Here is a 25205-nt window from a genome sequence, read left to right as displayed (position 1 = left end):
GGCTAAGCGGTCGGCTTCGAGTGGTGCAGCGCGACGCCGTCCAGCAGCAGGCCCACCCCGCGGCGCAACAGGGCGTCGAAGTCGAGTTCCGGGCCGGGCGGGTCGGCGGTGAAGATTTTGTGCAGGGCGGGTCGAAGTGCCGGATCGAGCAGTTCGGCGACCTCGGCGCGGGTCGTGGTCCGGCGGTAGACCTCCGCGCCGGAAAGCCGCTCCGCGCGTTCGGAACTCCACAGCAGCGCGAGTCCCTGCACCAGGCCGGAGCAGGTCAGGTAGACGGTGAGGGTCTCCTCGTGGGACAGGCCCAAGCCGTCGAGGGCGGCGAACGAGCGCTCCAACGTGTCGAACAATGCGGGCCCCAGCGGCGGTTGCGCCCTGGCCAGCACCGGCAGCAGCCAGGGGTGATGGAGGTAGAGCTGCCATTCGGCCTCGGCCTCGGCGGTGATCGCCGCGCGCCAGTCGGCCGGGTCGGCCCGCGGTTCGGGCGCTTCGGCGATGACGAGTTCGGTCATCGCCCCGAGCAGGGCCTCCCGTTCGGGGAAGTGCCGGTAGAGGGCGGCGGTCGCGACGCCCAGCTCCCCGGCGAGGCGGCGCATGGTGAGGCCGTCGAGACCGTCGCGGTCGGCGAGTTCCACTGCCGTGCGCGTGATTCCGACGGCGGTCAGGCGCGACGGGCGCCTGCGCGGTTGCGGGGCGCGGTGGTCGCGGCGGGCGCGATAGGCGCGGGCCTGGCAGGAGCGCGAGCAGTAGCGGCGGCGGCGCCCACGCTCGGGCTGTGCGACGGCGCCGCCGCAGTGCTGGCACGGCGATGTTTTCGACACACGAACAAGTGTGACGAAATGATGGCTGCGTAGCTGAGTGATCCATAGATTGGCCGGTGAGGACATCGTTCACTTCGGGAGGAGAAGACATGCCGATCACGGTGCGCAAGGCGGGTATCGAGGAACTGGACGCGGTGGCCGACGCGTTCGCGACGGCCGGCGCCGACGAGGCGGTGGCGGCGTGGGTGATGGCGGGCCATCCCGATATCGCGGCGGGATATCGCGCGGACTACGTCCCGCGCGTGGTGGAGCGGGCGCTGCGCGACGACGAGGTGTGGGTCGCGGGGGAGGAGGACCGGATCTGGGCCGTGTCGCTGTGGCAGCACGTCACCTCCGAGGAGCGGGTGCTGGCCGAGGCGGCCGAGGCGCGCGAGATGGCCGCCGCCGGACCGGATGTGGGGCCGCTGCGCAAACTCGTCTACGTCACATCGCTGCTGGCCGAGCACCATCCGCGCGAGTTCCCGCACCGCTACCTGCAGGCGATCGTCACGCTGCCCGAACATCGCGGCAAGGGCGCGGGCGGCGCCATCGTGGCCGACCGGCTGAAGGCGTACTCCGACGCGTCGGAGACGGCGTTCCTGGAGGCGAGCACCGAACGGTCGGCGCGGCTCTACGCGCGCAACGGCTTCGCCCGCACCGGCGTTACCCACACCCTGCCCGAGGACGGCCCGACGCTCATCCCGATGTGGTTCCGCGGCTGACGGCGTGCGGCCCGACGCGGGGCTAAGCTTCGCAGCGTGACCGATACGAACCTGCTGCAGGGCCCCATCCATGACGTCCACGTCGAGCTCGGCGCGACCTTCGCGCCGTTCGGCGGATGGGAGATGCCGGTCTCGTACGCGGGGACGGTCGGTGAGCACCAGGCGGTGCGCACGGCCGTGGGGCTGTTCGACGTGAGCCACCTCGGCAAGGCGACGGTGCGCGGTCCCGGCGCGGCGGCGTTCGTGAACGCGGCGCTGACCAACGACCTGAACCGCATCCGTCCCGGCAAGGCGCAGTACACGCTGTGCTGTACGCCCGAGGGCGGCGTGATCGACGACCTGATCGCCTACTACGTGTCCGAGGACGAGATCTTCCTCGTCCCGAACGCGGCCAACACCGCCGCCGTCGTCGCCGAACTGTCGAAGACCGCGCCCGACGGGATCACGGTCACCGACGAGCACCGCGACTACGCCGTGTTCGCCGTGCAGGGCCCGCGCTCGGCCGAGGTGCTCGCGGCGCTCGGCCTGCCCACCGAGATGGAGTACATGGCCTACGCCGACGCGGAGTGGGACGGCCGTCCCGTCCGCGTCTGCCGCACGGGCTACACGGGCGAACACGGCTACGAACTGCTGCCGCGCTGGGCCGACGCCACCCCGCTGTTCCGCGCGCTGCTGGAGCAGGTGCGCGCGGCCGACGGCCAGCCGGCCGGGCTCGGCGCGCGCGACACCTTGCGCACCGAGATGGGTTACCCGCTGCACGGTCACGAACTGTCCCTGGACATTTCGCCGGTGCAGGCGCGGGCCGGCTGGGCCGTCGGCTGGAAGAAGCCCGAGTTCTGGGGCCGCGAGGCGCTGACGGCGGAGAAGGTGGCCGGCCCGCGCCGCGCGCTGCTCGGCCTGCGCGCCCTCGACCGCGGCGTGCTGCGGCAGGGCCAGACCGTGCTGCGCGACGGCGAACCGGTCGGCGAGACCACCTCCGGCACGTTCTCCCCGACGCTCAAGATCGGCATCGCGCTCGCGCTGCTCGACACCGGCGCGGATCTGGAACCGGGGACCGAGGTGGAGGTCGACGTGCGCGGGCGCCGCCTGCGCTGCGAGGTCGTCAAGCCGCCGTTCGTCCGGGCCCGCACGGCGTGACCGGCCGGGGCCGATAGGATCTAGCGCATGACCGCCGCCGCACAGTTCGTCCATGTTCCCCATCCAGCGCCCGTCCCGGCGCAGCGGGTACAGGAGATCTTGGCGGCACCCGGATTCGGCCGGTACTTCACCGACCACATGGTCTCGATCGACTACACCGAGGGCCAGGGCTGGTCCAACGCGCGCGTCGAGCCGTACGGACCGCTGCCGATGGACCCGGCCACCATGGTGTTCCACTACGGCCAGGCCATCTTCGAGGGCTTGAAGGCCTACCGCCAGGCCGACGGCAGCGTCTCCTGTTTCCGGATCGACGCCAATGCCGCCCGCTTCCGCCGCTCCGCCGCCCGCATGGCGATGGCCGAGCTGCCCGAGGAACTGTTCATCGAGTCGGTGCGCCAGCTGCTCGAGGTCGACGAGCGCTGGGTGCCCGCCGCGGGCGGTGAGGAGTCGCTGTACCTGCGGCCCTTCATGTTCGCCACCGAGGCCGGGCTCGGCGTGAAGCCCGCCGAGTCCTACAAGTACCTGCTGCTCGGCTCGCCCGCGGGCGCGTACTTCCCGCGCGGTGTGAAGCCGGTGCGGGTGTGGCTGTCCACCGAGTACGTGCGGGCCGCGCCCGGCGGCACCGGCGAGGCGAAGGTGGCGGGCAACTACGCCGCCTCGCTGCTCGCGCAGGCGCAGGCCACCGAGAAGGGCTGCGACCAGGTGGTGTGGCTGGACGCCTGCGACCGCCGCTACGTCGAGGAGATGGGCACCAATAACCTCTTCTTCGTGTTCGGGTCCGGTTCGGAGGCCCGCTTGGTGACGCCGGAGCTGTCCGGCTCGCTGCTGCCCGGTATCACCCGCGACTCGCTGCTCACCCTGGCCGCCGATTCGGGCTACCCGGTGGAGGAGCGCAAGATCACGGTCGAGGAATGGCGCAAGGGCGCCGAATCCGGCGAGATCACCGAGGTTTTCGCGTGCGGGACGGCCGCCGTGATCACGCCCGTCGGCTGGGTGCGCTCGGCCGAGGGCGAGTTCACCATCGGCGGCGGGGAGCCGGGCGAGGTGACGATGGCGCTGCGGGACACGTTGACCGGCATCCAGCGCGGGACGTTCGCCGATATCCACGGGTGGATGCGCGGGATGTGAGCGGTGGGGTATGGCCCGCGCGGAGCGTCCGCGCGGGCCTTCGCCTCGTCTAGCCGGGCATGAGCATCTGCCACTGCTCCAGCGTCTGCGGGCGCATGACGTAGTTGTTGTCGCGGATGTGCGAGAGTGCCGCGCTGGGTTCCTGCGAGTACCAGTGGCCCGGGTACACCACCGGGTCGCCCGACAGGCCCGCCAGATACCGCAGGCTGCGGAACATCTCGTCGGAATCGCCGCCCGGGAAATCGGTGCGGCCGCAGCCGTCCACGAACAGCGTGTCGCCCGCGATGAGGCGGTTGTCGAACAGGAAGCACTGGCTGCCCGGCGTGTGGCCGGGCGTGTGTAGTAGTTCGATCTCGAACGCGCCGACCGTGATCTTGTCGCCGTGCTCGTGACCGGTCAGCTCGCTCGGCGCGATGCCGGTGACGTTGGCGACCCAGTCCAGCTCCTGCTTGTTCACGTGCACGGGGACGCTGGTCTTCTCGAGGAGTTCGCGCACGCCGCGCAGGGTGAAGCCGAGCATGGAGCCGCCGACGTGGTCGGGGTGGTGGTGGGTGGCGAGCACGCCGGTGAGACGCAGGCCGTCGGCCTCGGCGAGGTCGGCCAGATCGCCCGCCGCGTAGGCCGGGTCCACCACGACGCATTCGCCCGTCTCCCGATCGCCGATCAGGTACGCGAAATTCCGCATCTGTGTCGCGATCGGATCACCGGCCGCGTAGTCCCGTCCGGACAACAGCTGACGAAAATAGAGGCGTTCGGAAGACATACGCACACAGTAGAGCCCGACCCAGACGGTTTGCGCGCCGGTGTGCGAAATATTCCGCGGGGTCTGTGCAAACAGGTAGCGAGCGGTGTCCGGGAGCCCAGTCGGCGGGGCCGAGATTGGTGATACCGGTGGTTCCGGTATTTCTGCCGGGCCGCGGCGGGCGGGCGATGTTTGCGAATATGGTTGTCCGCCAGTCGTTTTCCGACGTCAATGGGGGTTTCCGGGGTGGTGGGCCCGCGCGCGGGGTGGTGGACCGGTCCGGTGCTGCGCGAATTTCGGTCCGGGGCCGGGTGCTCGTCCGGGCGAACCGTGCCCGGAGAATTAGCGGCGCCGCGAAGAGACGAAGCTCATATCCGCGATGGCCGGATATGTCGGCGCAGGCGGTGGCGTGCGGAAATGGCGCGGCGAATTCCGGTGAATGAGGCATTTGTGATCTACAACACTATGTCGTGGTGGCGTGGGTGTGCCCCCTCGGCCTCGAGCCCGGCGATGTAGGCGGCGCCCCAGGAATTCAGTCCGTCGACGAAGTCGCGCAGTCCCTCGCCGGTGGCGGTGAGCGAGTACTCCACGCGGGGTGGCACCTGCGCGAAGGTGCGGCGGGACACGATGCCGTCCTGTTCGAGTTCGCGCAGTTGGCGGGTGAGCACGCGCGGGGTGACGTCACCGACGCGGCGGCGCAGCTCCCCGTAGCGCAGCGGTCCGTCCAGGAGGTGTTTGACGACGGTCATCTTCCATGCCCCGCCCAGGACCGCGATGCTCACTTCCACGGGGCACACCGCGATCGCGCGCCGTACCGGGCCGCGCACGCCCTCGTCCTCGACCGTCATCGCGGGCACCTCCTTCGTGGCGGGTAAGTATCCATCTCATCCATATGGACGAAATTGTGCATACTCACGATTCTGCTCCTTTGATGCTAGACCGGATATGTCGGCGAGGTGCGCACCGCGCACTCGAAGGGAGGCACGTGAGTATTTCCGGGAGCAAGACCCAGGCCGGTGTCGGGCGGCGCGTTCATCCGGCGTGGACGATGGTGGGGGTCGCGGCGCTCGTGCTGGTCGCGGCGGGGTCGTTCACCACCCTCGCCGGGCTGATCACCGAGCCGCTCGTCGAGTCGCGCGGGTGGACGCGGACCGGAATCGGGATCGGCGTGGCTGTCAACATGGTGCTGTACGGGGTGGTCGCGCCGTTCACCGCGGCGCTGATGGATCGCTACGGGGTGCGCCGGATCACCTCCTACGCACTGGGTCTGCTCGTCGTGAGTTCGCTGTCGCTGGCGATGCTGATGCCCTCGGTGTACTGGTTCGTGCTCTGGTGGGGACTGCTGGTCGGCGTCGGAACCGGTTCGCTCACCATGGTTTTCGGCGCGACGGTCGCGAATCGCTGGTTCCGCGGCAAGATCGGCACCGCGACCGGATTGCTCACGGCGGCGAGCGTCTTCGGGCAGTTCGCCCTGCTCCCGCTGCTGTCTTTGGTACTGGCACACGGCGAGTGGCGCGGACCGGTGCTGGTGTGCGGTGGGCTCGCCGTGGTGGCGTTGATCGTGGTGCGAATGTTCTTGCGGGACAGTCCGGATTCGATCGGGGTGGATCCGTATGGGGTGGATGCGAGAGGTGTGGTTCGGAGCTCCGGTGCGTGTGCGGCAGTGGAGTGCGACGCCGATCCGTTCGCCCGGACGGTGCGGGCGTTCGGGAAAAGCCTGCGGGACCGTCGGTTCTGGATTCTCGCCGTGATGTTCGCGCTGTGCGGGGCGACCACCAATGGGCTGATGTGGAGTCACTTCACGCCGGCCGCGCACGATCACGGGATGGGGGCGACGGCCGCATCCAGCTTGCTCGCCGTCATCGGTGTCGCCAATATCCTCGGCACCGTCGGTGCGGGGTGGTTGACCGATCGGGTGGAGCCGCGGGTGCTGCTCGCGGTGTTCTTCCTCGGGCGGGGTGTGGCGCTCGCGGCGCTGCCGTTCCTGTTCGGCAGCGGGCTCGCCCCCGATCTGGTCGCGTTCGCCGTCGTGTTCGGGATCCTCGACGTCGCGACCGTGCCGCCGACGCTCGCGCTGTGCCGCCACTACTTCGCCGAGGACAGCGCGCTCACCTTCGGCTTCGTCAGCGTGTTCCACCAGATCGGCGCGGGCGCGATGGCGCTCACCGGCGGATTGATCCGGGAAGTGGACGGTTCGTACACGGCCGTGTGGATTTCGGCGGCCGCCGTGTGCGCCGTGGCCGCGGTGCTGGGTGGGGTGACCACCCGCGTGCATCGGGGCGCGCGTGTGCGGAAGGCGGAAGTCGATGCTGAACCGTCTGCTGTGCGAAGCCGGTACTAGTGGCCGCCCAGGGAGAAGCCGAAGGCGGTTGCGGCGACGGTGATTTCGAGGGTGGCGCCGAGGACGTCGCCGGAGAGGCCGCCGAACCGGCTTACCGTATGCCGCACCAGGATCGCCGTGAGGGCGACGGCCAGAACAACCGTTGCCGGGCCGAGCCACGGTCGGTCGGGGACCGCGAAGATCGCCGCCAGGAGCGCGGCCAGCATCCACAGGGATGCGGTCAGGGGTGACTGGGTGCCCGCCACCAGCGTTCCGAATCCGGAGCCCGGAGCCGCGGCCGTGCCGCGCAGACAGGCGAGCACCACCACGACGCGGCCCCCCGTGATCGCCAGCGCGACCGCGAACCAGCGCCCCTCCGAGGCCAGCGCGGCGAACGAGAACGCTTGGACGCCAACGGCGATCACGATCGCGGCGACACCGAACGGTCCCGCGCCGCCGCCCTTCATGATCTCCCTGGCGCGTTCCGGCGGACCGTAGCTGCCGAGGCCGTCCATGGTGTCGGAGAGGCCGTCCAGGTGCATGCCGCGTGTGATCAGCGCCAGCGCGGCCACGGTGAGCAGCCCGGCCAGGGGAGCGCTCGCCCCGGCCCCCGCCAGCACCCACAGCAGCCCGGTGGCCGCCGCGCCGAGCACGAGGCCGACCACCGGGGCGAAGGCGATGGCACGGGCGGCGGCGGGGCGGTCCACGTCGTCCGGCCCGCGCACCGGAAGGACGGTCAGCCAGGAGAACGCGAGGCGTAACCCGTTCACCGCGAACCGCATTCGAGCGGGGCGCCGGCCGTGGAATTCATTTCCGCAAATTCGGCGCGGCCGGTTCGGCGTCCTTGGTGCTGACCCCCGCTTCGCCGAAGGTCGCCATCTCGGCCAGTGCCGCGACGGCGGCCCGGAGGATGGGCAGGGCGGTGAGGGCGCCGGACCCTTCGCCGAGGCGCATCTCCAGGTCCACCAGCGGTTCCAGGCGCAACTGCTTCAGGGCGAGGTTGTGGGACGGTTCGGTGGAACGGTGCCCGGCCAGCCACCACGCCTTCGCACCGGCCGCCAGGTCCTCCGCGACGAGCGCGGCGGCGGTGACGACGAGGCCGTCCAGGATCACCGGCGTCCGCCGCGCCGCCGCCTGGGCGAGGAAGCCGGCCATCGCGGCCAGGTCGGCGCCACCCGCGACGCGCAGCAGATCGACCGGATCCTTCAGCACCGGGCGGGCCCGGCGCATGGCGTCGCGCACGGCCGCGACCTTGCGGCACCAGCCCGCATCGTCGATGCCGGTGCCGCGCCCCACGGCGACCACCGGTTCGGTGTCGGTGAGCGAGGCGATCAGGACGGTGGCCGGCGTGGTGTTGCCGATGCCCATATCGCCCGCGATCAGCAGATCCGCGCCGCCGTCGATCTCCTCGTCGGCGATGGCTCGCCCGGCGGCCAGCGCGGTGGCGACCTCGTCGTCGGACAGGGCGTCCTCGCGGTCGATGGCGCCGCTGGAACGGCGCACCTTGTGCGCGGAGATCGACGGATCGGTGTCGGCGTCGACCGCGATATCGGCCACTCGCACCGTCGCGCCGGCCAGCGCGGCCAGGGCGTTCACCGCCGCGCCGCCGCTCAGGAAGTTGGCGACCATCTGCGCGGTCACCTCGCTCGGATACGCCGAGACGCCGTGTGCGGCCACGCCGTGATCGCCCGCGAACACCACCACCCGGGCGCGGCGGAACTGCGCGGGCGGGCACACACCCTGGCAGGCGGCGACCCAGTTGCCCAGCTCCTCCAGCCGTCCCAGCGCCCCGGCGGGCTTCGTCAGCTGCGCCTGCCGCTGTTCGGCGGCCGCGCGGATCTGCGCGTCGGGGGCGGCAACCGGTCCGAATCCGTCTGTCACTGTCGAGCCTCTCCGGTCGGGCGGGGGCGGCGCCCTCCGCGGGGCGCGGCCGGTCCGCCGCGAGCAACACCGCGCCCAATCTTGCCCGGCCGGTCCGCGGCGGGGCGCACCCACCCGTCCGTGTCGGGTGCGGATCACTTCAGGCGCAGGGGAAGTCCCGCGACCACCAGCACCACCTCGTCGCACGCGGCGGCCAAACGCTGGTTGAGCATGCCGATCTCGTCGCGGAACAGCCGGCCCGAGCGCGTCGCGGGGACGACGCCCATCCCCACCTCCGGACTCACCAGGATCAGGCGGTGCGCGTACGCCGCGACGGCGGCGGCGAGTGCGTCGGCGTCGGGCGCGACGGTGCCGCGCGGGGCTTCCCACGCCCCGAGGGCGTCGATGCGGGCCGTGAGCCAAGTGCCGATATCGTCGACGAGCGTCGCGCCGGGCGTCGCGTCGGCGAGAACGGCCGCCGCGTCGGCACTTTCGACCACCGACCACGTCGCGGGCCTGCGCTCCCGATGCCGCGCGATGCGCTCGGCGAAGTCGAGATCGGCGGGATCGGGCACCGACGTCGCCACGTAGCGGACCGCGCCCGACTCCTCCGCCAGCCTCTCGGCATACGCGGACTTGCCCGACCGCGCCCCGCCGAGCACCAGCGTCCGCCTCGGACGCGCACCAGAGGAATCTGCGGACACCCGCGTGACGGTACCAACAGCGGGCCCGACGTCGGCATCACCGCGCACGAACAGCGGCTCGTGCCCGGCGATCGAGGTTCCACCACGGCCACCAAGTCGGCGACCTGAACAGCCCTGGCCATCGCAGCCCCGGTCCGGCGGCGGGCTGTGCAGGTCGGCACGCCACCTTCCGGTCTCGCTGGGCGAGCATGTCGGACCACGGCTGTCCGGCGTGATGGTGTGGGTCCGAAGGTCGGGAGACGTGGATTTTCGGCCGGGGATGGACCGGCGAGAGAACAATGCACACGGGGCCGGTCCCTGGGCGGCTCGCGCTGTGACCGTGCGCCGGAGCGAGATAGTCGCCCGGCTCGGCGGCAGACCCACCCGCCACTGCCCTCGACCACGTCAACCGGTACGACCTGCCGCACGCGATCGAACCCGCCGATGTCCGGCTCCGGCTGCTGACGGGACGGGTTCACCGGGAGCCAGTCGGCCGTGCGGCCTGACGCTCAGGACCCCGACATCGCCCGACCGAAGCGGCGGCGGTATTCGGTGGGGGAGATGCCGACCAGGCGCTGGAAGTGGTGGCGCAGGAGGGCGCCGGAGCCGAAGCCGGCGCGGGAGGCGATCTGCTCGAGGCCCTGGTCGGTGTCCTCCAGCAGGTGTTTGGCGTGCAGGACGCGCTGGTTGGTGAGCCATTTCACCGGGGTGGTGCCGGTCTCGGCGGCGAAGCGGCGGGCGAAGGTGCGGGTGGACATGTTCGAGCGGGCGGCCAGTTCGTCCACGGTGTGCGGCAGGTCGAGGTGCTCGTTCATCCACTGGAGCGTGGTGGCGAGCCCGTCGGAGGAGCACTGGGCGACCGGGCGTTCGATGAACTGACGTTGCCCGCCGTCGCGCTGCGGCGGCACCACCATGCGGCGGGCGATGCCGTTGGCGGCGGCGCTGCCGATCTCCCGGCGCACCAGGTGCAGGCACGCGTCGATCCCGGCCGCGGTGCCCGCGCTGGTGATGAGGTTGCCTTCGTCGACGAACAGCACGTCGGGATCCACGGTCGCCTGCGGATACATTTCGGCGAGCCGGTCGACATAGCGCCAGTGCGTCGTGCACTTCCTTCCGTCGAGCAGCCCGGCCGCGCCCGCGACGAATGCGCCCGAGCACACGGTCAGGATGATCGCCCCCGCGTCGGACGCCGCGCGCACCGCCTCGACGATGCGGATGTCGAGCCCTTCGGAGACGGCGAACGCGGGGGCCGCGGGCACCGCGACGAGATCGGCCCGCACGAGCTCGTCCAACGCGTGGTCCGGTGTGACGGACACGCCGGGTGTGGTGGAGCGCAACGGCTTTCCGGGTTCGACCCCGCAGACCTTGAAGTCGAAACCGGGCAGCCCGTCGGCGGTGCGGTCCAGGCCGAACACCTCGCACACGACGCCGAATTCGAACATGGCGAGCCGCTCGTAGAGCACCACCGCGACCTTGGACAACATCGTCCCAGCGTAGCTGGCCGGATCTTTACGGACAATGGCTCTACTGCCACTTTCGGCGGTAATTCAACGAGCGAAAAATTACTGCCATGTTCGGAGTAATCGTCACCCTCGTCCTGATCTTCGCCTTCCTTGTCACCGTCGGCGTCCTGCTCGCCAGGATCGAAGGCCACGCCGGCTCGTCCGACGTTGTCGACCGCGATGCCCAGCGCCTGCGCGCCGAACTCGACGCCATCTCCCACCACCGGTGAAAGCGCCGAACTCCCCGCCCGTGATCGATGTCACGGACGGGGAGTTCGGGGCAGGTCTCAGACCGCTTCGCCGGGCTTCACGCGCGGCTTCGGCGCCCGCATCTTGCGGATCTGGGAGGCGCGCACGAAGGCGTACCAGCCCAGGCGGAACCCGGTGTCGGTGGTGTCGGGGTAGCGCTCGCGCACCCGGTTGTTCACGATGCGGCCCAGGATCACGCCCTCGACGGCCATGAACAGCATCATGACCAGCATGATCAGTGTCACCAGCGATTGCAGGCCGGGCGCCGCGAACATCGACATGATCAGCACCAGCGCCATCGGCATGAACAGCCCGACCAGGTTGCGGCGGGCGTCGACCAGATCTCGCACGTAGGCCCGGACCGGGCCCTTGTCGCGCGGCAGCAGGTACTTGTCCTCCCCGGCCAGCATGCGCGCGCGGCGCTCCTGGGTGGCGAGCCTGCGCTCGGCGGCGGCCGCCTTGCGCTCCTCTTTGTTGCCGCGGTTGGCCTTGCGCCGGGCCCGCGCCTCCTTCGCCGTCAGCGGGGCGGGCGCGACCGGGCCGCGCCGCTTGCCTTCCGCGTCACGGCGTTTCGGCGTGGGCCTGCCCTTGCCGGGGGTGGCGGTCTGGGTGGTCTTGGTGGTGGTAGCGGTCGAGCCGCCCTCCGCGTCCGCCGGGGTGTCGGCGATCGCGTCGGTGGTGCTGGACTCGCCGCGACGGAACAACTTCACAGCAACCAGGCTATTCGATCCCGCCACGTGCCGGAAACGCGGCCGCCCCGCCGACACGGAACCGTGAGGTCGGCTGACCGCGAACGGCCGGGGAGTGGCAAGATGGGGAATAGCAGCCCGCCCGACGGTGTTGACCCACGAGCCGTGCAGTTCACGGGTTGACCACGCTGTCCTCGAGGAGACTTCATGACCGAGACGATCACCCACGGTGTGACTCTGACCGATGCCGCCGCCGCCAAGGCGAAGGCCCTGCTGGACCAGGAAGGTCGCGACGACCTCGCCCTGCGCATCGCCGTGCAGCCGGGTGGCTGCGCCGGCCTGCGCTACCAGCTCTTCTTCGACGACCGCAGCCTCGACGGCGACCTGACCGTCGACTTCGGCGGCGTGACGCTGGCCGTGGACCGGATGAGCGCCCCCTACGTGCAGGGTGCCTCGATCGACTTCGTCGACACCATCGAGAAGCAGGGTTTCACCATCGACAACCCGAACGCCACCGGCTCCTGCGCCTGCGGCGACTCCTTCAACTGAGGCGTGTTCGCCCGGCCGGACCGGCCCGGGCGCGGTGGTGCATCGGCTACGGTGAGAGCGGGGGTTTCGATCTCCGCTCTCTTCCGTCTGCCGCCTACCGTTGAAGGACTCCGCTCTCGTGTCCATCGCCGTGTCCGCGTCCATCGCGACCGATCACCTCATGCGCTTCCCCGGTCGGTTCGCCGAGGCACTTCTGGCCGATCAGCTCGACCACGTCTCGCTGAGCTTCCTCGTCGACGACCTGCAGATCCGCCGTGGCGGCGTCGCGGGCAACATCGCCTTCGCCATGGGCGTGCTGAATCGCACACCCCTGCTGGTCGGCGCGGTGGGCGCCGACTTCGCCGACTACCGTGCCTGGCTGGAACAGCACGGCGTGGACTGCTCGGTGGTGCACGTCTCCGACCGCGCCCACACCGCCCGCTTCGTCTGCACCACCGATGACGACATGGCCCAGATCGCGTCGTTCTACCCGGGCGCGATGAGCGAGGCCCGCGACATCTCCCTGGCCGAGCTGGCCGAGCGCAAGCAGATCGACCTGGTGCTGGTCGGCGCGAACGATCCCGAGGCGATGCTGCGCCACACCGAGGAGGCCAGGGAACTGGGCATCCCGTTCGCGGCCGACCCCTCCCAGCAGCTGGCCCGTCTCGACGGCGACCAGTCCGTGCGCCTGATAGACGGCGCCGCATACCTTTTCACCAACAAGTACGAGTGGGCGCTGCTGTTGCAGAAGACCGGGCTCGACGAGGCCGAGGTGGCGCGACGGGTCGGCATCCGCGTCACCACCCTGGGCGCCGACGGCGTGCTGGTGGTGGACCGCGACGGCACCGAGGTGCGCGTCGGCGTGGTGCCCGAGCGCACCAAGGTCGAGCCCACCGGCGTCGGCGACGCGTTCCGCGCGGGCTTCCTGACCGGCCACACCGCGGGGCTGAGCCTGGAGCGCTCCGCCCAGCTGGGTTCGCTGGTGGCGGTGCTGGTGCTGGAGACCATGGGCACCCAGGAGTGGACCCTGAACAAGGACGACGCCCTGGAACGCCTCACCGCCGCCTACGGCGCCGAAGCGGCCGCCGATATCAAGCCGCTGCTGTAAGCACCTGAGACGAGCGAACGCCCCTTCGAATCCGAGCCGCACTCTCTCCAGAGCGGGTGACCGGACACGAAGGGGCGTTCGCCGTCTCGCTGGCGCTACAGGCTGACCGGGTAGACCGGCTCCTGGATCTCCGGCTTGATCCGGTTCTCCACGAAGATGCCGTGCCAGACCATGAACACCAGCAGCGTCCACAGGCGGCGGCTGTGATCGGAGCGGCCCGCGCGGTGGTCGTCGAGCATGGTCTTGATGGCGGCCTTGTCGAGCAGGTGATCGGTCTGGGAGTCGGCGATCTGCGCCTGCGCCCAGTCGAACAGTTCGGTGCCGCGCAGCCAATGCCGCAGGGGCACCGGGAATCCCAGCTTGGCGCGGTGCAGCACGTGCGGGGGCACGATGCCCTCCAGCGCCTGGCGCAGCGCGTACTTGGTGGTGTCCTTGGTGATCTTCTGCTCGAACGGGATCTGCTCGGCGACCCGCAGCACCTCGGCGTCCAGGAACGGCACCCGCAGCTCGAGCGAGTTGGCCATGGTCATCTTGTCGGCCTTGACCAGGATGTCGCCGCGCAGCCAGGTGAACAGGTCGAGGTGCTGCATGCGCGCCACCGGGTCCCAGCCGCGCGACTGCGCGTAGATCGGGGCGGTGACGTCCTGATGGGTCCATTCGGGCCGGAATTCGCGCAGCACGGCGCGCAGCTGGGCATCGTTGAAGCTGCGGGCGTTGCCGTAGTAGCGCTCCTCGAGCGTCAGCGAGCCGCGGTGCAGCAGGCTCTTGCCGCGCTTGCCGTCGGGGATGCGATCCGACAGCCGCCCGGCCAGCTTGCGCAGCCCGGCGGGAAGGTACTCGAAAGGCTTGAGCGACAGCGGCTCCCGATAGATCGTGTACCCGCCGAACAGCTCGTCGGCGCCCTCGCCCGACAGCACCACCTTGACGTGCTTGCGTGCCTCCTTCGCCACGAAATACAGCGGCACCAGCGCCGGGTCGGCCACGGGATCGTCGAGGTACCAGACGATTTCGGGGATGGCGGCGGCGAACTCGGCGGGGGAGACCACCTTGACCACGTGGCGCGCGCCGATCGCGGCGGCGCTCTCGGCGGCCACGTCCACCTCGGAGTAGCCCTCGCGCTCGAACCCGGTGGTGAACGTGATCAGGTTCGGGTTGTGGCGCATGGCCAGCGCGGCGACGGCGGTGGAGTCGATCCCGCCGGACAGGAACGAGCCGACGGTGACATCGGCGCGCATGTGCTTGGCGACCGAGTCCTCGAGGGCCTGCGCGATCTCGCGGTAGCGAGCGGCCTCGGAGCCGGGGGTGAACGCCCGCACCGGGAACTCAGGGCGGAAGTAGCGGGTGATCTCGGGCCGCGCGCCCGGACGCACCACGGCGTAGGTGCCGGACTCGAGCCTGCGGATCGCCTTGTGCAGGGTTTCGGGCTCGGGCACGTACTGGAGCACCGTGTAGTGCTCGAGCGCGCGCGGGTCCAGATCGTCGGTGAGGCCGAGCGCGGGCAGCAGGTCCAGCAGGCTCTTCTTCTCGCTGGCGAACGCCGTGCCGCCGGGGCCGGTGGCCAGGAACAGCGGCTTGATGCCGAACGGGTCGCGGGCCAGGAACAGCTCGCCGGTCTCGGTGTCCCAGATCGCGAAGGCGAACATGCCGCGCAGGCGGCGCACCGCGTCGGCGCCCCAGTAGTGGAAGGCCGCGACGATGGTCTCGCTGTCGCCCTCGGTGGCGAACATCGCGCCGTCGGCGAACTCGGCGCCGTGCGCGGCGCTCAGCTCCTCGCGCAGCTCGATGTAGTTGTAGATCTCGCCGTTGAAGGTCAGCGCGTAGCGCTGCGGGTTGTCGGCGGGACCCCAGCGCAGCGGCTGGTGCGAATGCTCGATATCGATGATGGACAGGCGGTTGAAGCCGAAGACCAGGTGGTCGTCGTGCCAGGTTCCGCGCTCGTCCGGGCCGCGGTGGCGCATGCAGTGCAGCGCGTCGTACACCTGGTCGACCACATCGGATGTCGCCGCGTCAGCTGTCAGGAATCCGAGCAGTCCGCACACGGTGTCGGCAACCTCGTCTCTCCGGTCGGGACGCCGCGTCGGCGTCCGGAAATGTTCTGCGGGATGGTGCGTGGCGCACGCGCACGCGAGCGGCGCGCCGCGCGGCCGGAATATCGCGTCCGAGTATGCCGCATAGGGGGTCTATCCGCCTCGGGCCCACCGTATCCAGCGCGGATGCGCCGGTGTTCGCGCCGGGATCGGCTCGCGCGGAGTGTCGAACGTGACCCGGCGGCGAACCGGGCGCCGGTTTGGTCTACGCTGCGTAGTACTCAGGTCGTTCTCAGGTGGCGCACGCGGTGCCGGGAACGCCCTGACATGTGCTTGAAAGTGTCGCCGGGGCGGATCACGGCTCGCGGCGGCACACTGTCGGAATGTGTGGCGACCAGGAAGGCGTGAGCGTGGCGCACAAGGCGAGCGAAGAGATCGGGGCACGACCCGTACGGGGTCAGGGCCGCATCCTTCGGCGGGCCGGGCTGGCGGTGTCCTTGGGGATCACCGCGCTGCTCGTCTCGGGCTGCTCGATCGACAATGTTTGGCTGCGGTTCGGCTGGCCCTCGGGTGTCACCCCGCAGGCCACCCGGATGCGGGAGCTGTGGACCTGGTCCGTCATCGCCGCGCTGGCGATGGGCGTGCTGGTCTGGGGCCTGACCTTCTGGACCATCGCGTTCCACCGCAAGAAGAAGGACTCCCCGGAGTTCCCCCGCCAGACCGGCTACAACGTGTCGCTCGAGCTGACCTACACGGCCATCCCGTTCGTCATCATCGCGGTGCTGTTCTACTTCACCGTGGTGGTGCAGAACTACGTCCACGAGAAGGTGGACAACCCGGACGTGGTCGTCGACGTCACCGCCTTCCAGTGGAACTGGAAGTTCGGCTACCGCACCGTCGACTTCAAGGACGGCTACCAGTTCGACGGCGTCGACGCCGACCGCCAGGCGGCCGCGCAGGCGCAGCTGGAGGGCTACCAGAAGCGCACGGACGCGGAAGGCCACCCGAACCCCGGCCCGGTGCACGGCAAGCCGGAGCAGGACATCCTCTCCTACCTGAAGTACAACACCGTCGAGACCGTCGGCACCTCCACCGAGGTTCCGGTCCTGGTGCTGCCGACCGGCAAGATCATCGAGTTCGAGCTCGCCGCCACCGACGTCATCCACTCCTTCTGGGTGCCGGAGTTCCTGTTCAAGCGCGACGTGATGCCGAACCCGAAGGAGAACAACTCCGACAACGTCTTCCAGATCACGAAGATCGAGAAGGAAGGCGCCTTCGTCGGCCGCTGCGCCGAGATGTGCGGTACCTTCCACTCGATGATGAACTTCGAGGTCAGGGCGGTGTCGCCGGAGCGGTTCACCGAGTATCTGGACGCGCGACGCTCGGGTCTGACCAACGCCCAGGCGCTCGAGGCGATCGGCGAGTCGCCGGTCTCCATCTCGACCCAGCCGTTCAACACCGATCGCTCGGCCAAGAGCGCGCCCGAGAGCAAGTGAGGACTGATCCGACATGAAGATCGAAGCGCGCATTTTCGAACTGCTGACGGTGTTCTTCATCCTCGTCGGCGTCGTCTACGCCTTCTTCACCGCGCAGTCGCGCACCGGCGTGGAGTGGGCGGGCACCACCGCCATCGTGCTCACCGCGGGTCTGTCGCTGATCGTCGGCACCTACTTCCGGTTCATCGCGCGCCGCCTCGACCTGCGTCCCGAGGACTACGAAGACGCCGAGATCGTCGACGGCGCGGGCGACCTGGGCTTCTTCTCCCCGGGCAGCCCCTGGCCGATCACCCTCGCGGCCGCCGGTTCGGTCACCGCGCTGGGCCTGGCGTTCTTCGAGCCCTGGCTGATCGCCGTCGGCGTGGTGTGCGTGATCGTCGCCGCCGCGGGCCTGGTGTTCGAGTACCACCTGGGTCCCGAGAAGCACTGATCCGAATTCTCGCGAACGCCCGGCCGGAACCCCTTTCCGGCCGGGCGTTCTCGTGTGTGCGGGGGCGTGTCAGACTGTCGGCCATGAGTGGCGCTGAGGTGTTCGAGCCCGAGTCGCGGCGGGTGGTCCGGCGGTTGCGGGGGGAGATCATCGAGGGTGTCCGGCGGCCCGGCAGCAAGCTGATCGAACGCGAGCTGGCCGCCGAACTGGGCGTGAGCCGCCTGCCGATTCGCGACGCGCTGCGGGAGCTGGTGGCCGAGGGGCTGGTGACGCCGCGCCCGCGCAGCTGGGCGGTGGTGCGGGAGTTCACCGCCGCCGACATCTCCGATCTGTACGAGGTGCGCACGGCGTTCGAGGTGATGGCGTTCCGGTTGGCGGCCGAGCGGGCGAGCCGGGAAGGGTTGCGCCGGTTGCGCGCCCGGCTGGACGACGAGTGGGCGGCGGCGCGGGCCGGTGACGCGGTGGGGGCGCGACGGGCGGCCGCGGATTTTCACGAGATCGTGGTGGAGCTGGCCGCGAACGAACTGCTCGGTGAGCTGGAGCGGACGTTGCGCAGCCGGATGCGGTGGTTATTGGCGCAGCACGACGATCTGCTGCTGGTGGCGGAGGAGCACGAGCAGTTGTTCCTGGCGGTCGCGGCGCGGGATGGGGAGCGGGCGGCGCGGTTGGCGGCGAAGCATGTGGAGACGAGTCGGGAGTTGGCGGCGGGGCGGGAAGGGGTGGGGGAGTAGGGGGTTCTCCGGCAGGGAGCGGGGAGGGGCCGGTAGGTCAGTTCTCGGGGAGGCCGAGGCTGCGGGCGTGGAGGGCTTTGATCTCGTCGGTGAGGGTCGGGTCGGGGCCCGCGACGGGGATGTGCGGCGCGATGGCGTTGATGGGGAGGGCGGCGACCGGGCTCGCCGGGGCGCCCCAGCCGGCGCGCCACTCGGTGAGCTGAGCGGAGCTCGCGACGTAGACGATGCGGCCGAGGCCGGCCCAGGCGTGGGCGGCGCTGCACATCGGGCAGTGTTCGCCGGAGGTGTAGACGACACTGGTCGCGCGGCGCTGCGGGGGTAGTTCGGCGGCGGCCCACCGCGCCAGTTCGAATTCCGGGTGCTGGGTGTGGTCGACGGTGTTGTCGCGGTTGCGCGCCTCCCGCAGCACCCGGCCGTCGGCGTCGACGAGGACGGAGCCGAACGGCTGGTCGCCGGCGTCGAGGGCTTCGCGCGCGAGGTCGACGCAGCGCCGGAGGTGGGCGTGGTCGGTGTCGGTGAGGTGGGTGTGGTCGGGCATGGGTTCAGGCTACTCCCTCTTTTGGTATGCCAATTATTCGGATTCTGACCTATAGGCGGCGTCGATTCGGGCGATTGGTACTGCGACTTGCCGGTGTCCGTTGGTCTGGGCACGCTGAAATGGCATACCAAAAGGAGTTGGCCAGTGAGACCTTCTCTCGTCGGTGCGACGCTGTCGCGTGGTCGCCGTGCTGCTGTAGTTCTCGTCGCGGTTGCCGCGGCGGTCGGTGCGTGCGGGGAATCGGTCGTATCGGATTCGGTGTCGGCGCCTGTGTCGGCCGGGTCGTCGACGTCCGAGAGTCCCGAGGGCGCGCCCGGTCCGCCGACCTCGGACCGAAGACGAGGTCGACGCGGCTGGGGCTCGTCCGTGCGGTGGGCGGCATCGGAGGTGTGTGGTCCGTGTGGTGGAGCGTCGACGGGGCGAATCGTCCGTGCGAACCCCGAACTGTGCGGACCGCGGCTCGGCCCTTGGCCGTCGCCGAGACCAGCCCGACCGGGACCGACTGTCCGCCAAGCGGTGTCGGTGACGAAGGGCTGCCCGCGCGAACCGACTCGTGCCGACAGCGACCACCGTCCGCGCCGGTCCGCCTCGCTGACTACCGATAGGCGCCCTCTCACACAGCGTCGCGCCCTCACATTCCCCACCCGCGGACTCGCCGCGGGTGATCTGACAAGGAGTGTGATCCGCGTGAGCGGCGGGCGATCTCGGTTCGGGCCTGCCGCCGGTCGGTGCGCGCGATCGGTCCGGCACCACCCGCTCGTCGGCGCGCGATGAGTGCGCCGGTGTGAGCGGTCCGCGCCCCTTCACTCCTCGGCGGCGGCGATGAGGGCGCGCAGGGCGGTGAGTTCGGTGTCGAGGGCGGCGCGGCCGGCTTCGGTGATGGTGAACCAGGTACGGGGGCGGCCGCGGCCGGTGGTTCGGCTGCCTTCGATGAGGCCGGCCTCGTCGAGGACCTTGATGTGGCGGTTGAGGTTGCCGTCGGTGAGGTGCAGGGTGTCGCGCAGGGCGCCGAACTCCATCGACACGCCGCTGCGCAGCAGGGCGAGGATGCCCAGGCGGGTGCGCTGGTGGACGGTGTCGTCGAGCCCGACGGTCGGGTGCGGATCGCTCATCGGCGGGCGGGATCGGTGTGGAGCAGTTCGGCGAAGGTCGCCAGGGCGGCGGTCGCGCCGACCGCCAGGGCGAGGATCACGTAGCCGTCGGCCGGGTCGGTCAGCGTCACGACGATCGCGGCGACGAAACTCACCGCGCCCACCACGGCGAGGGTGACCGAGCGCATCGCCACACCGAACACGGCGAAGCCGATGCCGATCGTCAACCACGGCGCGGCGAATCCCCAATCGCCGTCGATGAACAGGCCGAGCAGCAAGGTGCCGGTGAGCATCGCCAGGCCCGTGACGCCCAGCACCAGGCCGCGCATCTCGGGCAGTTGGGTGCGGCCGGTGGCGAAGTACCAGCCCGACGCCACCGCGGTGAGCGGCGCGACGAACAGCCAGTACAGCCCCACGCTGCCCCGCCCTTCGAGCAGGATGCCCGCGGGCACCGACGCCAGGATCGTCACCGCCACGCACAGCAGCGGAAACCAGGCCGCCGACGCCATCCGCCACCCGCGGGCGGTGAGGTCTTCGATATCGCCGACGAGTTGCCGCGCCCGCTCGGCATCCGGATAACTTTGCGATGCAGAGTTCATGCCTTCAACTTTGCATCGCAAAGTGAGGGCGCGTCAAGGGCGCCCACATCTCGGTGCGGTACCGGTTCCGATCAGGCCGTGTCGTAGCGCATGGCGTGTTCCGACGCGCAGATCTCGTCGATCCCCGACACGATGTCGCGCAGGAGTTCGGAGGGCAGGGCCGACGGCCGCAGGCGGCAGGTGAAGGTGATGAGGCCGTGGTCCTCGGCCGGAAGGTTGCGGGCGGCCGCTTCGGCGCGCAGGTAGGTCGAGCGCACGCCGTAGGTCATCGCGGAGATGACGGTGAAGCAGCCGGTGCGTTCCCGGTGCCCGGAGAACAGGTCGTGCAGCCGGTAGAACACCGACCCGTACGTGGACAGCGGCGCGAAGACGCCCACGCGGTAGGCGGGTCCGCGCTCCGAGGAGCTGATCACGGTGTCGGCCAGGTACTCCGCGTCGCGCAGGGTGAGCACCTTCGGCGCGAACATCAGCGCGCCCGCGGCGGCGTTGCGCACCGGCATGCCCGCGCGACCACCCGCGTGGGAGGCGATGGCGCCCAACGACTTACGCGTGCGCGCACCCACCTCGCGACGAGCGCGCAGCGACCGGGTGGGCGTGGTGGGATACAGGCTCGACCACTGCCCGAACCGCACCGTCCCCAGCTGCACGTGCCCGGTGCCGACCGGCCGCGCCACCTTCAGCGGTGCGGTGTCGACCCAGCGGCCCACCTGTAGCGCCGCGTTGCGCGGGCGCACGATCTCGGTGTGCGCGTGCTCGACGAACGAGTCGAAGTCGAGGAACCGGTCGGCCTCGGTGGTGAGCCAGGTGTGGTCCTTGTCGATATCGATCGCGTCCAGGGTGAGCGCGGTGATGATCCCCGCGCGCCCGCCCGCGCCCAGGATCCGGTGGAAGCGCTCGGTGTGGTGGTTGCGCCCGCAGGTGCCGATGCGGCCGTCGGTGTCCACGTACTCGAGGTCCACGATCTGGTCGATGAACAGTCCGTAGCGGTGCGAGGCGCTGCTGACGCCGCCGACGGAGGCGAATCCGCCCGCGGTGATGTCGCGGTGGTCGCCGACGACCGGCAGGCCGAGGCCGTGCGCGCCGAGCCTGCGGTCGATGTCGGAGAGCTTCGCGCCCGCCTGCACCCGCACCGTGCGCCGCCCCAGGTTGATGTCGAGCACCTGGTTCATCCGCCGCAGCGAGACCACCGCCCGCGGATCGGGCAGGCCGAGTCCGTCCTCGAGCGGTTCGCCGCCGCGGACCGTCAACCGCTCCGAGCGACCCCGTGAATCCCGCACTGTGCGAACGACATCCGCCGTGTCGCGGGGGAGATATTCTTCGGAGGAGACAGACTGCGGCGTGCTCATGGCACGACACTTAACCACAGTCCGGGCGGTGGTGTGCACCCGAACTTCGTCCCCGTTTTCACTCCCGTCACCCACCCCCTCCGACCTGCGGCGATGCGGTGTGATCGGGGTCGAACCGGACGGTCTGCACGGTGCCGCGAGCGACCTCTCGAGGTGTCCGCATCGGCCCCAACGTCACCGTCCCGGTGCGGGCAGCTTCTGGGTGAACAACACCGCGCCGGTCCCGTCGCACAGGTTCACGGTGAGTTCGGCCGAGCGCCCGTCGATCAGCACCTCGCCGAAGTGTTGGAACGTCGCGTCCAGCGGCGAGGTGTTCGGCTCCGGCGGGGCGTGCACGAACACCGCTTCCGGGCCGAACGTCGCGTCGAGGTCGTTGGGGCCGAACGCGCCCGCGTTGAGCGGTCCGGAAACGAACTCCCAGAACTCGTCGAAGTCGGTGAACGCGGCGCGCTCGGGGGAGTAGCGGTGCGCGGCGGTGTAATGGACGTCGGCGGTCAACCACACCACGCCCGTCACCCGGTTCGCCTTGATCGCCGAAAGCACCTGCGCGATCTCGGTTTCGCGGCCCGAGGGCGCACCCGGGTCGGCGTTGGCGGGGCCTTCGAACGCGGTCTTGCCGTCGGGCACGATCACGCCCAGCGGCAGGTCGTTCGCCACGATCTTCCAGGTGGCGCGCGAATCGCGCAGCCCGTCGATGAGCCACCGCGTCTGCTGCGGGCCGAAGATGCGGCCGTCGGGCGAGGTGTTGGCGCCGTTCGCGTCCTTGTAGGTGCGCATGTCGAGCACGAACACGTCCAGCAGCGGGCCGTAGGAGACCTTGCGGAACAGCCTGCCGTCCACGGCCTCGCGCGGATCCAGCGGCATCCACTCGTGGAACGCCTGCCAGCCGCGCGCCGCGAGCGTGCTCATATCGCGTTCGGTGTAGCCCTTGTCGGCGGCGACGGTGCCGCCCTCGTACCAGTTGTTCACCGCCTCGTGGTCGTCCCACTGCACCAGCTGCGCCACCGAGGCGTTGAACGCGCGGTAGTTCTGGTCGCTGAGGTTGTAGGCGTACTGGCCGCGGAACTCGTCGAGGGTCTGCGCGACCGCGCTCTTGGCTTCGGTGACGGTGTTACGCCACACCCGCCCGTCGGGCAGCGTGACCGATTCCTTCAGCGGGCCGTCGGCGTATACGACGTCGCCGGAATGCAGGAACAGGTGCGGGTCGCGGGCGGCCATGGTGGAGAAGATGGTCATGCCGCCGAGGTCGGGGTTGATGCCGTAGCCCTGGCCGGCCACGTCGCCCGACCAGTGCAGCTTGATGTCGGACGGGCTGTCGGGCGCGGTGCGGAACACGCCGGTGACGGGTTCGGAGGTGGCGCCGTCCTCGCCTTCGAGCGTGACGCGATAATGCACGGTCTGGCCCGCGGGCAGGCCGGACAGGCGCACCCGTCCGGTGCCGTCGCTGTCGGGGGTGAGTTGCGGGCCGGTGAATCGCCGTGCGTCGGTGAAGGATTCGGTGGCGGAGGTCTCCACGATCAGCGTCGCGGGCTGATCCGACCGCGCCCAGATCAGCGCGCCGTCGACGCGCGGATCGCCCACCGCCACGCCGTGGGTGAGCGAGGGCCGCGCCCGCACCAACGCAGGCCCGTCGTCCGACCCGCACGCCACCAGCGCCGGACCGGCGACCAGCCCGACCGCGGACCCGCGCAACAGCGTGCGCCGGGAGATACCGAATGCAGAACCGCTGTGAACCATGCGCGCCACCCTGGCCCAGCAATCCCAATGCGATGTGAACGTGTGCTGGACTGTTGGCCAACTCCGGGTCGGCGGGTGGTGCGAGCGAACTCGTGGCGCGCGGTGGGAACCGCCGTTCGCTTTCAGTGAGGGTGGCGGCCGATGCGGAACGACCGTCGAGTTCTGCGGCACATAGCGGTGCCAGGCGGAGGGCTGCGGAATCGGCTCGCGCGGTTCGCCGTCAGCGATCGTCGTCCGGCCGTGGCACGGCGGAATCGTGAGAAATGTTCGGCACGGCCGAGATTCGGCGTGGCGGTGGCGGATTGCCTTGGGGGAGAGGCAGTTCCATCGAAGCCAAGGCGGGCAGGGGCTTGGTGGCCGGAGGGAGGTCGTCGAGTCCGAGGGCAGCGATGACGTCGGGGAACCAGCGGTTGCATTCTTCGCGCAGGGGCAGTTCCGGCTGGAGTTGCGACATCACGCTGATGCCCGCGAGGAAGGTGCGCAGCATGGGGGTGTGCTCGGCGGGCATGGTGAGCTGGCGGATGACGTTGGACAGGCGCAGATCCACGGTCGCCGAGACGCGTTTGCGCAGCCAGGTGGTGGTCATGCGGAAGGTGGGGTCGAGCATGGCGTCGCGGATCGGGGCCAGCTGGTGCAGCACGCGCGGAATGTCCACGGCGCGATCGGGTTCCATGTAGCCGCGCCTGCGGATCGCCGCTTCGATATCGGTCGGGTCCTCGGAGAGGATCGCGCGCGCCATATCGGTGAGCGCGTCGAGGTAGCCGGGCGGGAAAGGCGCGCACGCGCCGAAATCGACCACGCCGAGCCGCCCGTCGGGCATGATCCGGAAATTGCCGGGGTGCGGGTCGCCGTAGAGCAGTCCGGCCCGGACCGGGCCGGAGAGCAGGAACCGCAGCACCAGCAGACCCGCCCGGTCGCGGTCCAGCGGCTGGTTCTGGCCCAGCACCCGCGAGAGGGAGACGCCGTCCAGCCAATCGGTGATCAGGACGTCGCCGATCCGCGCGACCACGTCGGGCACCACGAAATCGGGATCGTCGGCGTAGGCGGCGGCGAAGGCGCGCTGGTGCGCGGCCTCCAGCTCGTAGTCCAGTTCCTCGCCGATGTAGGCGCACAGGGCCTCGATCACGGCGCGGGAATCCGCGCCCGGCAGCAGGGCGGTGAACAGCGGCGCGATCCGGCGCAACGCCTGCAAGTCGCTCAGCACGGCCTCGCGCGCGCCCGGGTACATGATCTTCACCGCGACGCGCCGCCCGTCGTGCCACACCGCGCGGTGCACCTGCCCCACCGAGGCGGCCGCGGCCGGGCGGTCCTCGAATTCCAGGAACCGGGTGCGCCACGTGGGGCCGAGTTGCTGAGCCAGCACGCGGTGCACCATCGGCGGCAACATCGCGGGGGCGGAATCCTGGAGTTGGCCGAGCGCGTCCCGGTACGGCGCGGCGAAATCGGCGGGCAGCGCCAGCTCGTACAGCGCCATCAACTGGCCCAGCTTGGCGACGCAGCCCTTGAGTTCCCCCAGCACTTCGAACAGGTGTTGTGCGGTCCTGGCCTGGATATCCCGGTCGATCTCCTCCGCCGAACGCCCGAGCATGCGCTTGCCCGCCCCGGCCATCCGGCGGCCCGCGAACGCCACCGGCAGACCGGCCAGCCGCGTGGTGCGGGCGAAGCCGCCCGTCGGCGGATCGCCGCCCGCGTCGACACGCCTCGGCAGCTTCAGGATTCGACCGTCGTTGTCGCGGCGGACCATG

25 protein-coding genes are annotated in these 25205 nt (G+C 70.4%); 10 read left to right on the top strand and 15 right to left on the bottom strand.

Features of this window, described 5'->3' with window-relative positions:
* Positions 1-2: 2 nt before the first annotated feature.
* On the bottom strand, positions 3-818 hold the full coding sequence (locus DFR74_RS18060) for a TetR/AcrR family transcriptional regulator (RefSeq protein ID WP_067511136.1): 816 nt from the start codon (positions 816-818) through the stop codon (positions 3-5).
* Positions 819-907: 89 nt separating this feature from the next.
* Here DFR74_RS18060 and DFR74_RS18055 point away from each other — a divergent pair, with 89 nt between their 5' ends.
* From DFR74_RS18055 to DFR74_RS18045, 3 genes are read left to right on the top strand one after another with little or no spacing between them, the layout of a single operon-like run.
* Positions 908-1519: a GNAT family N-acetyltransferase gene (locus DFR74_RS18055; protein WP_067511135.1), complete on the top strand. Its 612-nt coding sequence runs from the start codon at positions 908-910 to the stop codon at positions 1517-1519.
* Positions 1520-1555: 36 nt separating this feature from the next.
* Positions 1556-2656: a glycine cleavage system aminomethyltransferase GcvT gene (gene gcvT / locus DFR74_RS18050; RefSeq protein ID WP_067511134.1), complete on the top strand. Its 1101-nt coding sequence runs from the start codon at positions 1556-1558 to the stop codon at positions 2654-2656.
* A gap of 27 nt (positions 2657-2683) precedes the next feature.
* Positions 2684-3784: a branched-chain amino acid aminotransferase gene (locus tag DFR74_RS18045; protein ID WP_067511133.1), complete on the top strand. Its 1101-nt coding sequence runs from the start codon at positions 2684-2686 to the stop codon at positions 3782-3784.
* 49 nt (positions 3785-3833) lie between these two features.
* On the opposite strand, the gene DFR74_RS18040 is transcribed toward DFR74_RS18045, so the two are convergent.
* On the bottom strand, positions 3834-4547 hold the full coding sequence (locus DFR74_RS18040) for an MBL fold metallo-hydrolase (RefSeq protein ID WP_067511132.1): 714 nt from the start codon (positions 4545-4547) through the stop codon (positions 3834-3836).
* 434 nt (positions 4548-4981) lie between these two features.
* Positions 4982-5374, bottom strand: a complete 393-nt coding sequence (locus DFR74_RS18035) for a winged helix-turn-helix transcriptional regulator (RefSeq protein WP_067511131.1) — start codon at positions 5372-5374, stop codon at positions 4982-4984.
* An 83-nt stretch (positions 5375-5457) separates the two neighbouring features.
* Here DFR74_RS18035 and DFR74_RS18030 point away from each other — a divergent pair, with 83 nt between their 5' ends.
* Complete coding sequence (locus DFR74_RS18030; RefSeq protein ID WP_084537878.1) at positions 5458-6867, top strand: MFS transporter; 1410 nt, start codon at positions 5458-5460, stop codon at positions 6865-6867.
* Here the strand turns inward: DFR74_RS18030 and DFR74_RS18025 are convergent.
* The 4 genes from DFR74_RS18025 to DFR74_RS18010 form a co-directional block, all read right to left on the bottom strand.
* Positions 6864-7616: an adenosylcobinamide-GDP ribazoletransferase gene (locus tag DFR74_RS18025; RefSeq protein WP_067511149.1), complete on the bottom strand. Its 753-nt coding sequence runs from the start codon at positions 7614-7616 to the stop codon at positions 6864-6866. The two genes, DFR74_RS18030 and DFR74_RS18025, sit on opposite strands and share 4 nt — an antisense overlap.
* A gap of 37 nt (positions 7617-7653) precedes the next feature.
* Positions 7654-8727 (bottom strand): nicotinate-nucleotide--dimethylbenzimidazole phosphoribosyltransferase, encoded by a 1074-nt coding sequence (gene cobT, locus DFR74_RS18020; RefSeq protein WP_067511129.1) that lies wholly within the window; start codon positions 8725-8727, stop codon positions 7654-7656.
* A gap of 134 nt (positions 8728-8861) precedes the next feature.
* Positions 8862-9410: a bifunctional adenosylcobinamide kinase/adenosylcobinamide-phosphate guanylyltransferase gene (cobU, locus tag DFR74_RS18015; protein WP_232331812.1), complete on the bottom strand. Its 549-nt coding sequence runs from the start codon at positions 9408-9410 to the stop codon at positions 8862-8864.
* Positions 9411-9898: 488 nt separating this feature from the next.
* A complete protein-coding gene (locus DFR74_RS18010) occupies positions 9899-10873 on the bottom strand; it encodes a helix-turn-helix domain-containing protein (RefSeq protein WP_067511128.1) in 975 nt (324 codons plus the stop codon).
* Positions 10874-10959: 86 nt separating this feature from the next.
* On the opposite strand from DFR74_RS18010, the gene DFR74_RS36025 reads away from it, so the two are divergent.
* Positions 10960-11121: a hypothetical protein gene (locus tag DFR74_RS36025; protein ID WP_157115855.1), complete on the top strand. Its 162-nt coding sequence runs from the start codon at positions 10960-10962 to the stop codon at positions 11119-11121.
* Between the two features lie 57 nt (positions 11122-11178).
* Here DFR74_RS36025 and DFR74_RS18005 read toward each other — a convergent pair whose 3' ends face one another.
* Entirely contained in the window at positions 11179-11850 is a 672-nt protein-coding gene (locus DFR74_RS18005) for a DUF3043 domain-containing protein (protein WP_067511127.1), read from the bottom strand.
* A gap of 186 nt (positions 11851-12036) precedes the next feature.
* Here DFR74_RS18005 and DFR74_RS18000 point away from each other — a divergent pair, with 186 nt between their 5' ends.
* Both DFR74_RS18000 and DFR74_RS17995 read left to right on the top strand, forming a co-directional pair.
* Positions 12037-12378, top strand: a complete 342-nt coding sequence (locus tag DFR74_RS18000) for a HesB/IscA family protein (RefSeq protein WP_067511126.1) — start codon at positions 12037-12039, stop codon at positions 12376-12378.
* 118 nt (positions 12379-12496) lie between these two features.
* Complete coding sequence (locus DFR74_RS17995; protein ID WP_067511147.1) at positions 12497-13465, top strand: carbohydrate kinase family protein; 969 nt, start codon at positions 12497-12499, stop codon at positions 13463-13465.
* A 95-nt stretch (positions 13466-13560) separates the two neighbouring features.
* Here the strand turns inward: DFR74_RS17995 and asnB are convergent, their stop codons facing one another.
* Entirely contained in the window at positions 13561-15504 is a 1944-nt protein-coding gene (gene asnB / locus DFR74_RS17990) for an asparagine synthase (glutamine-hydrolyzing) (RefSeq protein ID WP_067511125.1), read from the bottom strand.
* Positions 15505-15875: 371 nt separating this feature from the next.
* Between asnB and ctaC the strand changes: the two genes are divergently transcribed.
* The 3 genes from ctaC to DFR74_RS17975 all read left to right on the top strand — a co-directional run bounded on the left by ctaC (position 15876) and on the right by DFR74_RS17975 (position 18149).
* On the top strand, positions 15876-16988 hold the full coding sequence (ctaC, locus tag DFR74_RS17985) for an aa3-type cytochrome oxidase subunit II (RefSeq protein ID WP_084537877.1): 1113 nt from the start codon (positions 15876-15878) through the stop codon (positions 16986-16988).
* 13 nt (positions 16989-17001) lie between these two features.
* Complete coding sequence (locus DFR74_RS17980) at positions 17002-17418, top strand: cytochrome c oxidase subunit 4 (RefSeq protein WP_067511124.1); 417 nt, start codon at positions 17002-17004, stop codon at positions 17416-17418.
* An 83-nt stretch (positions 17419-17501) separates the two neighbouring features.
* Complete coding sequence (locus tag DFR74_RS17975; protein WP_067511123.1) at positions 17502-18149, top strand: GntR family transcriptional regulator; 648 nt, start codon at positions 17502-17504, stop codon at positions 18147-18149.
* A 37-nt stretch (positions 18150-18186) separates the two neighbouring features.
* On the opposite strand, the gene DFR74_RS17970 is transcribed toward DFR74_RS17975, so the two are convergent.
* From DFR74_RS17970 to DFR74_RS17945, 6 genes are all read right to left on the bottom strand, one after another.
* Positions 18187-18687: a nucleoside deaminase gene (locus DFR74_RS17970; protein WP_067511122.1), complete on the bottom strand. Its 501-nt coding sequence runs from the start codon at positions 18685-18687 to the stop codon at positions 18187-18189.
* 803 nt (positions 18688-19490) lie between these two features.
* Positions 19491-19799 carry a transcriptional regulator gene (locus tag DFR74_RS17965; RefSeq protein ID WP_067511121.1) on the bottom strand — a complete coding sequence of 103 codons (309 nt, stop codon included), beginning with the start codon at positions 19797-19799 and terminating at the stop codon, positions 19491-19493.
* Positions 19796-20377 (bottom strand): hypothetical protein, encoded by a 582-nt coding sequence (locus DFR74_RS17960; RefSeq protein WP_147265848.1) that lies wholly within the window; start codon positions 20375-20377, stop codon positions 19796-19798. The genes DFR74_RS17965 and DFR74_RS17960 overlap by 4 nt, the downstream gene beginning before the upstream one ends.
* A gap of 71 nt (positions 20378-20448) precedes the next feature.
* Entirely contained in the window at positions 20449-21723 is a 1275-nt protein-coding gene (locus DFR74_RS17955; RefSeq protein ID WP_067511119.1) for an FAD-binding oxidoreductase, read from the bottom strand.
* A 174-nt stretch (positions 21724-21897) separates the two neighbouring features.
* A complete protein-coding gene (locus DFR74_RS17950) occupies positions 21898-23460 on the bottom strand; it encodes an alkaline phosphatase D family protein (protein ID WP_067511118.1) in 1563 nt (520 codons plus the stop codon).
* A 220-nt stretch (positions 23461-23680) separates the two neighbouring features.
* On the bottom strand, positions 23681-25204 hold the full coding sequence (locus DFR74_RS17945; RefSeq protein ID WP_067511117.1) for an ABC1 kinase family protein: 1524 nt from the start codon (positions 25202-25204) through the stop codon (positions 23681-23683).
* Between the last annotated feature and the right edge of the window lies 1 nt (position 25205).

It is taken from the genome of Nocardia puris, from assembly GCF_003315035.1.
Classification (GTDB): Bacteria; Actinomycetota; Actinomycetes; order Mycobacteriales; family Mycobacteriaceae; genus Nocardia; species Nocardia puris.
This window is presented reverse-complemented; position numbering and strand designations above follow the sequence as displayed.

Coding starts and splice junctions, on each gene's coding strand:
- DFR74_RS18055 (WP_067511135.1), top strand. CDS start 908: ATGCCGATCACGGTGCGCAAGGCGGGTATCGAGGAACTGGACGCGGTG.
- DFR74_RS18045 (WP_067511133.1), top strand. CDS start 2,684: ATGACCGCCGCCGCACAGTTCGTCCATGTTCCCCATCCAGCGCCCGTC.
- DFR74_RS18040 (WP_067511132.1), bottom strand. CDS start 4,547: ATGTCTTCCGAACGCCTCTATTTTCGTCAGCTGTTGTCCGGACGGGAC.
- DFR74_RS18035 (WP_067511131.1), bottom strand. CDS start 5,374: ATGACGGTCGAGGACGAGGGCGTGCGCGGCCCGGTACGGCGCGCGATC.
- DFR74_RS18030 (WP_084537878.1), top strand. CDS start 5,458: ATGCTAGACCGGATATGTCGGCGAGGTGCGCACCGCGCACTCGAAGGG.
- DFR74_RS18010 (WP_067511128.1), bottom strand. CDS start 10,873: ATGTTGTCCAAGGTCGCGGTGGTGCTCTACGAGCGGCTCGCCATGTTC.
- DFR74_RS36025 (WP_157115855.1), top strand. CDS start 10,960: ATGTTCGGAGTAATCGTCACCCTCGTCCTGATCTTCGCCTTCCTTGTC.
- DFR74_RS18000 (WP_067511126.1), top strand. CDS start 12,037: ATGACCGAGACGATCACCCACGGTGTGACTCTGACCGATGCCGCCGCC.
- ctaC (WP_084537877.1), top strand. CDS start 15,876: ATGTGTGGCGACCAGGAAGGCGTGAGCGTGGCGCACAAGGCGAGCGAA.
- DFR74_RS17980 (WP_067511124.1), top strand. CDS start 17,002: ATGAAGATCGAAGCGCGCATTTTCGAACTGCTGACGGTGTTCTTCATC.
- DFR74_RS17975 (WP_067511123.1), top strand. CDS start 17,502: ATGAGTGGCGCTGAGGTGTTCGAGCCCGAGTCGCGGCGGGTGGTCCGG.
- DFR74_RS17970 (WP_067511122.1), bottom strand. CDS start 18,687: ATGCCCGACCACACCCACCTCACCGACACCGACCACGCCCACCTCCGG.
- DFR74_RS17965 (WP_067511121.1), bottom strand. CDS start 19,799: ATGAGCGATCCGCACCCGACCGTCGGGCTCGACGACACCGTCCACCAG.
- DFR74_RS17960 (WP_147265848.1), bottom strand. CDS start 20,377: ATGAACTCTGCATCGCAAAGTTATCCGGATGCCGAGCGGGCGCGGCAA.
- DFR74_RS17955 (WP_067511119.1), bottom strand. CDS start 21,723: ATGAGCACGCCGCAGTCTGTCTCCTCCGAAGAATATCTCCCCCGCGAC.
- DFR74_RS17950 (WP_067511118.1), bottom strand. CDS start 23,460: ATGGTTCACAGCGGTTCTGCATTCGGTATCTCCCGGCGCACGCTGTTG.
- DFR74_RS17945 (WP_067511117.1), bottom strand. CDS start 25,204: ATGGTCCGCCGCGACAACGACGGTCGAATCCTGAAGCTGCCGAGGCGT.